This is a genomic window from Streptomyces sp. NPDC043996, assembly GCF_056435225.1.
On record NZ_JBWKEY010000003.1, the window covers coordinates 52,835 to 65,000 of the forward strand.

The 12,166-nt window shown below is 74.5% G+C and carries 7 protein-coding genes (1 of these 7 only partly in view); all 7 read right to left on the reverse strand.

All coding sequences use genetic code 11. The features are described 5' to 3' along the window. Positions 1-7 precede the first annotated feature (7 nt). Complete coding sequence (locus tag AC07A4_RS07720) at positions 8-6,331, reverse strand: SDR family NAD(P)-dependent oxidoreductase (protein ID WP_478594467.1); 6,324 nt, start codon at positions 6,329-6,331, stop codon at positions 8-10. Positions 6,332-6,460: 129 nt separating this feature from the next. Continuing rightward, the gene (locus tag AC07A4_RS07725) at positions 6,461-8,350 is read right to left on the reverse strand and encodes an AfsR/SARP family transcriptional regulator (protein WP_478594469.1); all 1,890 of its coding nucleotides are present in this window, start codon (positions 8,348-8,350) and stop codon (positions 6,461-6,463) included. A gap of 78 nt (positions 8,351-8,428) precedes the next feature. Next, entirely contained in the window at positions 8,429-9,529 is a 1,101-nt protein-coding gene (locus AC07A4_RS07730) for an HAD-IIIC family phosphatase (protein ID WP_478594472.1), read from the reverse strand. A 158-nt stretch (positions 9,530-9,687) separates the two neighbouring features. Then, complete coding sequence (locus AC07A4_RS07735; RefSeq protein ID WP_478594474.1) at positions 9,688-10,797, reverse strand: acyl-CoA dehydrogenase family protein; 1,110 nt, start codon at positions 10,795-10,797, stop codon at positions 9,688-9,690. Next, complete coding sequence (locus AC07A4_RS07740; protein WP_478594477.1) at positions 10,781-11,056, reverse strand: acyl carrier protein; 276 nt, start codon at positions 11,054-11,056, stop codon at positions 10,781-10,783. The genes AC07A4_RS07735 and AC07A4_RS07740 overlap by 17 nt, the downstream gene beginning before the upstream one ends. A 51-nt stretch (positions 11,057-11,107) precedes the next feature. Beyond that, positions 11,108-11,779 carry an O-methyltransferase gene (locus AC07A4_RS07745; RefSeq protein ID WP_478594480.1) on the reverse strand — a complete coding sequence of 224 codons (672 nt, stop codon included), beginning with the start codon at positions 11,777-11,779 and terminating at the stop codon, positions 11,108-11,110. Then, positions 11,779-12,166 carry the final stretch of a 3-hydroxyacyl-CoA dehydrogenase family protein gene (locus AC07A4_RS07750; RefSeq protein WP_478594483.1) on the reverse strand. Its footprint extends 473 nt past the window's final position, so 388 of the gene's 861 nt are visible here — the last part of the coding sequence; its start codon lies beyond the right edge, outside the window; the stop codon is at positions 11,779-11,781. The genes AC07A4_RS07745 and AC07A4_RS07750 overlap by 1 nt, the downstream gene beginning before the upstream one ends.

Consider the following 12,166-nt stretch of genomic DNA (forward strand, 5'->3'; position numbering starts at 1 on the left):
GGCGTGATCACGCGATGTCGAGTTCGCCGTCGATGAAGTCGAAGATCTCGTCGTCGGACGCGGCGGTGAAGTCCCGCTCGGCGCCCGCGTCGACGGGTGCGGACAGCCTCTTCAAGACCTCCTGGAGCCGTTGGGCGAGCAGTCCCCGCTCGGTGTCGTCGAGCTCGGCCACGGCGAGGCGGTCGAGTTCCGTGACGACGGACCGCACGGTCGTCTCCTCAGTGGGCACGAGCAGTTCGTCCAGGACCCGGGCGAGTTCGGCCGGGGTCGGGTGGTCGAACACCACCGTCGGCGGCAGCTTCAGGCCGGTGCCGCCGCCGAGGCGGTTGCGCAGCTCCACCGCCGTCAGCGAGTCGAAGCCGAGCTCCTTGAAGGCGCTGTCCTCAGCCACGGCCGCGGCCGAGCCGTGCCCGAGGACGACGGCCGCCGACTCCCGCACCAGCTCCAGGAGTTCCTTGCGCCGCTGCCGTTCGGGCAGCTCCACGAGGCGGTCCGCGAGGGACGCGGTGGCCGTGGGCGTCACGATCCGCCGCCGTGCCGAGGGCGCGGTGTCAAGGGCCGACAGCAGGTCCGGCACCGGGCGTCCGCTCTCGCGCAGGCGCGCCATGTCGACGGGCACCGCCACCGCAAGCGGGCGGTGCAGGCCGAGCGCCGCGTCGAACAGGGCGGCGCCCTGCTCGTCGCCGATCGCGCCGAGGCCCATGCGGTCCAGGCGGCCGCGGTCGCTGTCGCTGAGGTGGCCGGTCATGGCGCTCTCGCGCGCCCACAGGCCCCACGCGATGGACGTGGCGGGCAGCCCGAGGCCGCGCCGGTGCTCGGCGAGGCCGTCGAGGTAGGCGTTGGCGGCGGCGTACCCGCCCTGGCCCGCGCTGCCGAGGACTCCGGCGACGGACGAGAACAGCACGAACAGCGCCAGGTCGTGGTCTTCGGTCAGCTCGTGCAGGTGCCAGGCCGAGCGCGCCTTGGCCTGGAGCACGGCGTCGAGGTCCGCGCGCGTCAGGGCCTCGAGGACGCCGTCGGAGAGCACCCCGGCCGCGTGCACCACGCCGGTCAGGCGGTGCGCGGAGGCCACCAGGTCCGCCAGGGCGTCCCGGTCGGTGACGTCGCACGCCACCACGGACACCTCGGCGCCCGCCGCCCGCAGCTCCTTCTCCAGCTCGGCCGCGCCCGCGGCGGCCGGACCGCTGCGGCTCGTCAACAGCAGCCTGCGCACGCCGTGTTCGGCGACCAGGCGGCGGGCGACGATGCCGCCGAGCACGCCCGTGCCGCCGGTGACGAGCACCGTTCCCTCGGGGTCGAGGGGCGCGGGCAGGGTGAGGGCGATCTTGCCGATGTGGCGGGCCTGGCTGAGGTACCGGAACGCCTCGGGCGCGCGGTGGACGGGGAACGTGGTGAGCGGCATCGGCCGCAGCGCGCCCGCGTCGAACAGGGCGCGGATCTCCGCGAGCATCTCGGCGATGCGGTCGAGCCCGGCCTCCATCACGTCGAACGCCTGGTAGCGCACGCCGGGATGGCTGCGGGCGATCTCCTCGGGGTCGCGGATGTCGGTCTTGCCCATCTCCACGAACCGGCCGCCGCGCGGCAGCAGCGCCAGGGACTCCTCGACGTGCTCGTGGGCCAGCGAGTTGAGGACCACGTCCACGCCGCGGCCGCCGGTGGCCTTCGCGAAGTGCTCGGCGTAGCCGAGGCTGCGGGAGTCCGCGAGGTGGTCGTCGTCGAAGCCCCAGGCGCGCAGCACGTCCCGCTTGCCGGAGCTGGCGGTGCCGAAGACCTCGGCGCCCCAGTGCCGGGCGAGCTGCAGGGACGCGAAGCCCATGCCGCCGGTCGCCGCGTGCAGCAGCAGCGACTCGCCCTCCTTGAGCCCGGCCAGGTCGTGGAGGCCGTAGTACGCCGTCAGATACACCACGGGTACGCCCGCCGCCTGCGCGAACGTGAGCCGCTTCGGCATCGGGACGACGAGCCTGCGGTCGGTGACGGTGACCGAGGCGAGGCCGCCGGTGAACAGGCCCATGACCCGGTCGCCGGGGGCGAGCCCGGTGACGTCGGCGCCGACGTCCAGGACGATGCCCGCGCCCTCGCCGAGCGACGACCAGCCGTCGCGCTCGACCATGCCGAGTTCGAGGAGCACGGCCTTGAAGTTCAGGCCGCCCGCCCGTACAGCGATCCGCACCTCGCCCGCGTCCAGCGGGCGCAGCACGTCGGGGCAGGGGGCGAGCGAAAGGCCGTCCAGGTCGCCGCGGTAGGTGAGGTCGAGGCGCCACGGCCCGTCCGCGGGCGCCGTGAGGGCGGGGGACGCGGCGGCGCGGGTGAGCCGCGGCACCGCGCCGAGGCCGCCGCGGACGGTCAGCTCGGGGTGGTCGGCGGCCATCGCGGCGGGCAGCGCGCGCCGCGAGTGCGGGTGGTCGTCGAGGTCGATGTGCCTGAGGCGGCCGGGGTGTTCGGCGCGCGCGGTGCGCAGGAGTCCGGTCACCGCGCGGTGCGTGAGCTCGTCGGCGCGGGTGAGGACGGTGAGCGGGACGTCGGCGAACGCGGGCTCGGCGAGCCAGTCCCGCACCACGCCGAGTGCCTTCTCGACGACGTCCTCCAGTTCGCCGACTGGGCACTCCCACAGGGCTGCCGTGGCGGACGCCAGGGCGGCCGGGTGGTCTGCGAAGTCGGCGGGCAGGGTGGTCCAGCTCTGCTCGGCGGGCGGCTGAGGCAGCTCGACGGGCACCAGGTCCAGGCCGAACAGCGCGGAGGTGTCGGCCCGTTCGCGCCCGAGGGTCCCCTGGTCGACGGGCCTGAGCGCCAGCTCCCCGACGGAGGCCACGGCCTGCCCGGCCTCGTCGGTGACGAGCACGGCCACGGAGCCGGTGCCGTCCGCGCCGCCCGGTCCCGCCGGTGCCAGGCGCACCCGCAGCGCGCGGGCGCCGGTGGCGTGCAGCCGGACGTCGCTCCAGCTGAACGGGATACGGACGCCGTCCGCCTGGGCGAGGGCGGCCGTGTGCAGCGCGGCGTCCCACAGCGCGGGGTGCAGCCCGAAGCCGCTGACGTCGTGGTCCTCGGGCAGCGCGACCGACGCGTACAGCACGTCGCCGTCCCGCCACGCGGCGCGCACTCCGCGGAAGGCCGGGCCGTAGCGGTAGCCGAGGTCGGCCAGGGTCGCGTAGAACCCGTCGACGGGCAGGGCGGTGGCGCCGGGCGGCGGCCACGCGGCGAGCTCGCCGGGCACCGCCGGGGTCTCGGCGGTCAGGGTGCCCGTCGCGTGCCGGGTCCAGTCGTCCTGTCCGGCGGGGCTGGTGTGCACGCCGAGCGGCCGCCCGGCGTCGGCCTCGGGGCCGATCAGGAGCTGGAGGTCCAGGTCGCCGTCGAGGACGACCGGGGCGTGCAGGGTCAGTTCGGCGAGGTGGCCGAGGCCGACCTGGTCGCCCGCGTGCAGGGCGAGTTCGACGAGCGCGGTGCCGGGAAGCAGCACGGTCTCGCCGAGCGCGTGGTCGGCGAGCCAGGGCGTCACGGTGCGCGAGAGCCGCCCGGTGAGGAGAAGCGTGTCCGCGTCCGCCGTGCGCAGGGCCGCGCCGAGCAGCGGATGCTCCGCCCTGCGCAGGCCGAGGGCGCCGGTGTCGCCGACCGCCGTGGGCTCCTTCAGCCAGTAGCGCTGCCGCTGGAAGGGGTACGTCGGCAGCGCGGCCCGGGTGACCGGGACGCGCCAGTCGACGGTGACGCCGTGCGTGTACGCCTTGGCGAGGGCGGCGCCGAAGCGGGCGGGCCCGCCGTCGTCGCGGCGCAGCGACTCCAGGACGGCGGCCTCGACCGCCGCCTCCTCCGCCGACTCCGCGACGGCGTTCGTGAGCACGGGGTGCGCGCTGACCTCGACGAACACGGTGTGTCCCTGGTCGAGGAGCGCGCGCGTGCCCGCGGCGAAGCCGACGGTGCGGCGCAGGTTGCGGAACCAGTACTCGGCGTCGAGCTCCGGGCCCGCGAGGACCTCGTTGGTGACGGTGGAGTGGAACGGGACCTGGGCGGGCCGCGGCCGGATGCCGGACAGGGCGCTCAGGATCTCGTCCCGCAGGGCCTCGACGTGCGCCGAGTGGGAGGCGTAGTCGACGGGGACGAGCCGGGCGCGGACCCCGTCGCTCTCGCAGGCCGCGACGAGGTCGGCCAGGTCGCCGGGCGTGCCCGAGACGACCGTGCTGCCGGGCCCGTTGACGGCGGCGACCTCCACCGCGCCGTCGTACCGCGCGATGCGCCGCTCGGCCTCCTCGCGCGGGAGCTGGACGGACGCCATGCCGCCGGTGCCCGCGAGCCGGGTGATGGCCTTGCTGCGCAGGGCGACCACGGCCGCGGAGTCCTCCAAGCTGAGCGCGCCCGCGACGTGGGCGGCGGCGATCTCGCCCTGGGAGTGGCCGAGGACCGCGTCCGGGGCGACGCCGTGGTGGCGCCACAGCGCGGCCAGGGAGATCATCACGGCCCACAGGGCGGGCTGGACGACGTCGACCCGGTCGAGCGGCCCGGCGAGGGCGTCGAGGAGGTCCCAGTCGGTGTGCGGGGCGAGGGCGGCGGCGCAGGCGTCGAGCTGCGCGCGGAAGACGTCCGCCTCGCGGTACAGGTCGAGGGCCATGCCCGGCCACTGCGAGCCCTGGCCGGGGAAGACGAAGACCGTCTTGCCCCGGGAGCGCGCGGCTCCGGCCACGACGTCCGGTGCGGGCCGCCCCTCGGCGAGCGCCAGGAGCCCGGCCAGCGGTGCGTCGCCGGTCACCGCGGCGCGGTGCGGCAGCAGCGGCGCGCTGGTGGCGAGCGCCGCGGCCACGGGCGCGTCCGGGTGGTCCTTCAGGTGGTCGTGCAGCTGCCGGGCCCTGGCCGCGAGCGCCGCCGGGGTGGCGGCGGACAGGAGCAGGGGCAGGTGCGGCGCCGGGTGCGCGGGCCGCTGCGCCTCCTCGGGGGCCTCCGGCTCGGGCGCCTCGGGGGCCTCCTCGATGATCAGGTGGGCGTTGGTGCCGCTGATGCCGAACGCGGACACCGCGGCCCGCCGCGGCCGGCCGGCCTCGGGCCAGGGGCGCGCCTCGGTCAGGAGCTCCACCGCGCCCGCGTCCCAGTCCACCGCGGGCGTCGGCTCGTCCACGTGCAGCGTCTTGGGCAGGATGCCGTGCCGGATGGCCTGCACCATCTTGACGACGCCGCCGACCCCGGCGGCGGCCTGGGTGTGCCCGATGTTGGACTTCAGGGAGCCCAGCCACAAAGGCTGCCCGTCGGGCCGTTCCTGGCCGTAGGTCGCGAGGAGCGCCTGCGCCTCGATGGGGTCGCCGAGGCGGGTGCCGGTGCCGTGCGCGTCCACGGCGTCCACGTCGGCGGGGGTGAGGCCCGCGTCGGCGAGGGCCTGGCGGATGACCCGCCGCTGGGAGGGGCCGTTGGGCGCGGTGAGGCCGTTGGAGGCGCCGTCGGAGTTGACGGCGCTGCCGCGGATCACCGCGAGCACGGGGTGTCCGAGCCGCTGGGCGTCACCGAGGCGCTCCAGGACGACCATGCCCGCGCCCTCGGACCAGCCGGTGCCGTCGGCCGCCGCCGAGAACGCCTTGCACCGGCCGTCCTCGGCGAGGCCGCGCTGGCGGGAGAAGTCCACGAAGGTGTCCAGGGTCGCCATGACCGCGGCGCCGCCCGCAAGGGCGAGCGAGCACTCGCCGCCGCGCAGGGCCCGGGTCGCCAGGTGCATCGTCACCAGGGACGACGAGCAGGCGGTGTCGACGGTCAGGGCGGGCCCCTCCAGGCCGAGCAGATACGCGATCCGGCCGGAGGCGACGCTGGCCGCGCTGCCGGTGCCGCCGAATCCGTCGCCGCCCTGCCCGGACTCCTCCGCGCCGAGCCCGTAGCGCTGGCCGCCGTGGCCCATCAGACCGACGAACACCCCGGTGTCGCTGCCCCGCAAGGCCTGGGGGTCCACGCCGGTCCGCTCCAGGGCCTCCCAGGAGGTCTCAAGGAGCAGCCGCTGCTGCGGGTCCATGGCGAGGGCCTCGCGCGGGGAGATCCCGAAGAACTCGGCGTCGAACTCGGCGGCGTCGTGCAGGAACCCACCGCCGCGCGCGTAGTGGCTGCCGGGCACCCCGGGGTTGGGGTCGTAACGGCCCTCGACGTCCCAGCCGCGGTCGTCCGGGAACGCGCCGACGGCGTCCTGTCCCTCGGCCACCAGGCGCCATAACCCGTCGGGCGAGACGACGCCTCCCGGGAAGCGGCAGGCCATGCCGACGATCGCGATCGGCTCGCTGGCCGCCCGCTCCATCTCCTGCAGGCGCTCGCGCGTGTCCTGCAGTTCCCCGACGGCCTGCTTGAGGTAATTCCGCAGCCTGCCCTCGTTCTCCATCGTCTCGTCACTCCTCCGGCCGAGCCTCAACTGGGCCAGTCAAACGTGCGGGGGCGGTGCGGGGCCGGGTCCACGAACGCCAGAGGCGGCACGGAAACTGGCTCCCCGGACCAACGGGCGGCTCCGGTCTCAGCAGGCGGCATGGCACAGCCCCGCCAGCGCGCCCACGACCGGCGCCTCCATGGCCGCGGGCTCCAGGACCGGCTCGTGCGTCACCGGCTCGTACATCACCGGCTCCAGCGTCAGCCTGCTGGCGTGCCGCTGGCCGGAGTCCCACCCCGGGCGCCTGCGGAACAGCTCGGGGCGGGCCGCGGCGACCACGAGCACCGGCATCGGCTCCGGCGCGTCCAGGAGGTCCTCCACGAACGCGAGGACGTCGTCGTCGGCCAGGTGCAGATCGTCGGCGAACACCACGAGCGGGCGGTGCCCGGCGCGTTCCGCGAGGCGCGGCGGCACCGGCCCACCAGGGGCCAGGCGCACGGTCGCCACGTCCGTCACCCGGCGCTCGAACACCTCGAGGAGCGGCGACTTCCCGATCCCGGGGGCGCCGATGACCGTCACCAGATGCGGCCGCGCGCGCCGCCGCACCCGCTCCAGCAGGCTGTTGAGCACGCCGAGTTCGGGTTCGCGGTCCAGTACGTCCAGGGGCGCGGGGGCGTCGCGGCGCTCGGTGACCGTCCACCGCGGCCGCTGCCCGCCCTGCCTGCCGTACGCGATGGCGGGCCCGGTCAGCCTCCTGGTGCGCCCGCACACCACGATCTCGGTGTCCTCGGCGAACTGCAGCAGGGACTCGCAGTCGACGATCAGCGCGCCGTTGACGGGCAGCGGCTCCGGGACCACCGCGCCGGGCCGTACGGGGAACTCGCCCGTCGCCACCGCGACCCGCAGCGCGGGCCGTTCGCCGTCGGGTACGTCGAAGCAGATCCGCCGCCGCAGCGCGGTCGCCGCGCGGACCGCGCGGGCGGCGGCCCTGCCGGTGCCGTCCTCCTGCGGGGACGCGGGCCCGAACAGGGCCAGCGTGGCGGAGCCCGTCGACCCGGCGACCACCCCGCCGTACCGCTCCACCTCCTCGCGCACGGTCAGCGCGGTGCGCTCCAGGGCCCCGCCGACGTCGACGACGCGGCTGCCGACCCCGAAGTCGGCGCGGATCAGGACGGCGCTGGCCCCGCCGCGGTCGGCGGGGACGAGTTGCACCGGACGGGGCACCGGGCGCTCGCGGGGTCCGGAGCGCTGCCCGAGCCCGGCGATCAGGACGGGCCGCGCGGGGGCCTCGGGGGCCGCGATGGCCGGGTCGTGCACGAGGATCGCGTGGTGCAGCAGCCGCAGTTCGCGGCCGGGTTCCAGGCCGAGGTGGTCGGCGAGGCGCAGCCGCACCCGCCGGTAGGCGGCGAGGGCGTCGGCCTGCCTGCCGCTGCGGTACAGGGCGAGCATCAGCTGGTGGCAGGCGCGTTCGCGCAGCGGTTCGGCCTCGACCATGGCCTCCAGTTCGCCGAGGACGGCGTGGTGGCGGCCGTTGGCCAGCTCGGCCTCGTAGTAGTCCTCCATCGCGTCGAGCCGGGCGTGCTGGAGCGCCGTGAGCTCCGACCAGGAGTGCCCGGCCTCCACCAGGTCGGCCAGCGGCTGTCCGCGCCACAGGTCGAGCACCTCGCGCAGGGTGGCCGCCGCTGCCGCGGGACGGCCCTGGGCGAGCTCCGCGCGCCCGGCCTGCGCGAGCCGGTAGAACCGGAACATGTCGACCTGCTCCGGGCTGACCTGGAGCTTGTAGCCGTGCGCGCAGGTCAGCAGGGCGGGCGGGGGGCTGTCGCCGTGGGTGTGCTCGGCGAACATCACGCGCAGCGCGCGGATGGCGTTCTGCAGGATCTTCCGTGCCGTCGCCGGGGCCTCCTCGGTGCCCCACAGGCCTTCGAGGAGCTTGCTGGTGGCGACCTCCCGGTTGGCGTTGAGCAGGAGCAGTCCGAGCGTCGCCCGCCGCCGGTCGCCGCCGAGGGCGACCGGCTTCTCGTCGTCTATCAGTTGCAAAGGTCCAAGAACCAGGAACTGCAAGGGATCCCCCGTAGATCGTGCGTGATCAGCGTCGAACGTGCGGGCGTCGCCCGCTTATCGCCATTCCGTTTCGGGCCCGTCGGTGTGCAGGGCGGGCGCGACGACGCGCATCGTCGTCGGCGGGTCCTGGCGGACCGGGTCCAGGTGGAGGCAGACGGTTCCCTCGGGCGGCGTGAACGCGGCGAGGCAGGAGCACTCGACCGCGGTGAAGCCCGCGAACCGGTAGGCGACCTCCATCATCCGGTTGCGTTCGGTGCGCCTGAAGTCGGCGACGAGATGCGTCCCGGCCCGCGCGGCGGCGTCGGTGAGCCAGCGCAGCAGCACCGCGCCCGCGCCGAACGACACCACCCGGCACGACGTGGCGAGCAGCTTGATGCGCCAGGCCGACGGCGTCTTCTCGATGAGCATGACCCCGACCGCCCCGTGCGGTCCGAAGCGGTCGGCCATCGACACGACGAGCACGTCGTGGTCCTCGTCGGTGAGCAGCGAGCGCAGCGCGGCGTCCGAGTAGTGCACGCCGGTGGCGTTCATCTGGCTGGTGCGCAGGGTCAGTTCCTCGACCCGGGTGATCTCCTCGTGCCTGGCCCTGCCGATGCGCATCTCGAGGTCGAGGGAGCGCAGGAACTCCTCGTCGGCGCCCTGGTAGTTCTCCCGCTCCTGGTTCCGCTCGAACCCGGCCTGGTACATCTGGCGGCGCCTGCGGGCGTCGACGGTGACCACGGCCGGGCTGAACTCGGGCAGGCCGAGCAGGGCGCCCGCCTGTTCGGCCGGGTAGCACCTGACGTCCGGCAGGTGGTAGGAGACCTCGGCGCGCTCGGTCGGCAGGTCGTCGATGAACGCGATCGTCTTCAGGGAGAAGTTGAGCTGTTCGGCGATGGCGCGCACCGAATCCGACTTCGGGCCCCAGCCGATGTGCGGCAGGACGAAGTACTCGGCGAGGCCGAGCTCCTCGAGCCGGGCCCACGCCTCGTCGTGGTCGTTGCGGCTCGACACGGCCTGGAGCACGCCGCGCGCGTCGAGCTCCGTGACGACCTTGCGGAGGGCGTCGTCGACCTCGACGTGGCCGTCCTCGACGAGGGTGCCCTGCCACAGGGTGTTGTCGAGGTCCCAGACGAGGCACTTCACGATGGGGGGCGCCTCGGGTGCCTCGGACACTTCGGACGCCTCGGATGCTGCGGGCGCCTCGGATGCTGCGGGCGCCTCGGATGCCGCGGGCGCTGCGGGCGCCTCAGGTGCTTCGGGCGCCTCACGTACCTCAGATGCCTCAAGTGCTTCGGATGCTTCGGACATGTCCGCTCCGTTTCGTGCGCCGTTCAGCCCGCCACCGAGGCGGCGTGGTCGGCGAGCATCAGCTGGCAGATCTCGTTGCTGCCCTCGATGACTTCCATCAACTTCGCGTCGCGGTACGCCCGCTCCACCACGTGCCCGCCCGCGGCGCCCGCGGAGGCGAGCACCTGCACCGCCGACGCCGCGCCCCGGGCCGCGTTCCCGGCGGCGACGTGCTTGGCGAGGATCGACGCGGGCACCTGCTCCGGGGTGCCGCCGTCCCAGCTGAGGCTCGCCCGCTCGCAGGCGAACGTCGCCGTGCGCTCCGCGGCGTACAGCTCGGCCAGGTGCCGGGCGACGAGCTGGTGCTCCAGCAGGGGCTTGCCGAACTGCTCGCGGTCGCGGGCGTGTCCGGCGACCGCGGCCAGGCAGGCGCGCAGGATGCCGACGCAGCCCCAGGCCACCGAGAGCCGCCCGTAGGTCAGCGCGATGGTGGTCAGCATGACGACGGGCTGTCCGGCGACCGCGAGGAGGTGCTCCGCGGGCAGGCGTACGTCGTCGAGCTCGACGGTGGCGTGTCCCGCGGCGCGGCAGCCGAGCGGGGCGGCGACGCGGGTCACGCGGACGCCGGGGGCCGACGCGGGCACGACGGCGACGGCGCCGCCGCCTTCGTAGCGGCCGAACACGACGATCCAGTCGGCGTATCCGGCGACCGTGATCCACGTCTTGGTGCCGGTCACGACGATCTCGTCGCCCTCGCGCCGGATCTGGGTGGCCATCGCGGCGAGGTCGCTGCCCGCGGCGGGCTCGCTGAACGCCACGGCGGCCAGGTCACCGCTGGTGAGTCTGCCGATGTACGCGGCCCGCTGGTCCTTGTCGCCGAACCGCTTGATGGTCCAGGCGGCCATCCCCTGGGAGGTCATCACGCTGCGCAGCGAGCTGCACAGGGCGCCGGTGTGCGCGGTGAGCTCCCCGTTGTCCGCGCCGGACAGGCCAAGGCCCCCGAAGCGCTGGTGCGCCTCGGCGCACAGCACGCCCTTGGCGCCGAGGCCCCGCAGCACGTCCAGGGGGATCTCACCCGTGACGTCCCAGTCGCTCGCCGCGTCGGCGACCGTCTCGGTCACCAGCGCGGTCAGGGCGTCAAGCACTGTCACCACCGCTGTGCAGCCGGGTCACCAGGGAGCTCATCCCGCGCAGGGTGCGGAAGTTGTCCATGGCGAGGTCGGGGCCCTCCACCTCGACCCCGAAGGCGCTCTCCACGAACACCACCAGCTCCATCGCGAAGAGCGAGGAGACCGCGCCCGAGGCGAACAGGTCCACCTCCGGCTCCCAGGTCATCTTGGTCTTGGCCTCGAGGAATTCGCCGATCCGCTGCTCGATGGCGGCGACCGAGAGCTCCGTGGTCGAGTCAGTCATGAAAGTCCCCTTCTCGCTGCTTCTCGCTGCTTCGTCGCTTCTCGTCGCTCGTCACTGCGTCTTGTTCTTGCGCGCCAGCGTGATGCCGTCCGCCACGGCGAGCAGGGAGAGTTCCACCCTGCTGTCGACGAGGAGCGCGGCGTTGAGCTCGCGGATGGCCACCGTGTCCGGGTCGTTGGCCTCCGGGTCCGCGACCCGGCCGAAGTAGAGGGTGTTGTCGAGCACGACCAGGCCGCCGGGCCGCAGATGGGCCAGCGCCTCCTCGTAGTAGCGCGCGTACGACGCCTTGTCGGCGTCGACGAAGACCAGGTCGAAGGTCTCGGGGCCGCGTTCGGCGAGCAGCTCCGCCATGCTCTGGGCGGCGTCGCCGATCCGCAGCTCGATCCGGTCGGACACCTCGGCGCGGGCCCAGTACCGCCGGGCGACCTTGGTCCAGCGCTCGCTGATGTCGCAGGTGACGACGGAGCCGCCGGGCGGAAGGGCACGTGCCATGCACAGCGTGCTGTAGCCGGTGAACGTGCCGATCTCCAGGATGCGTTCGGCCCCGGTGAGGCCGACGAGCAGGGCCAGGAGCTGGCCTTCCTCGGGCATGGTCACCATGGCGTTCAGGGCCGGGACGCGCGAGGTCTCGTCGATGAGGTCGCGCAGGATCTCGTCGTCGCGCAGCGACACCGAGCGCACGTAGTCGAGCATGCGCTCGCTCAGTTCCACCTGGCCGGCCATCAGTGCGCCTCGTACGCGTAGAAGCCGCGGCCGGTCTTGCGGCCGTGGTCGCCCTCGGCGACCTTGCGCAGGAGCAGCTCGCTGGGGCGGTAGCTGTCGTCCTTGGTGCGCTCGTGCAGCACGGTGAGGGAGTCGACAAGGTTGTCAATGCCGATGAGGTCTGCCGTCCGCAGCGGGCCCGTCGGGTGTCCGAGGCAGCCCTCCATCAGGGCGTCCACGTCCTCGACGGTGGCCCGGCCCTCCTCGACCACGTTCGCCGCGTCGTTGATCATGCGGTGCAGCACCCGGCTGGTGACGAAGCCGGCGCCGTCGCCGACCACGATGCCCTTCCTGCCCAGGACGGTCAGGAGGTCCTGGACGGCCGCCATCGCCCGGTCCGAGCTGCGC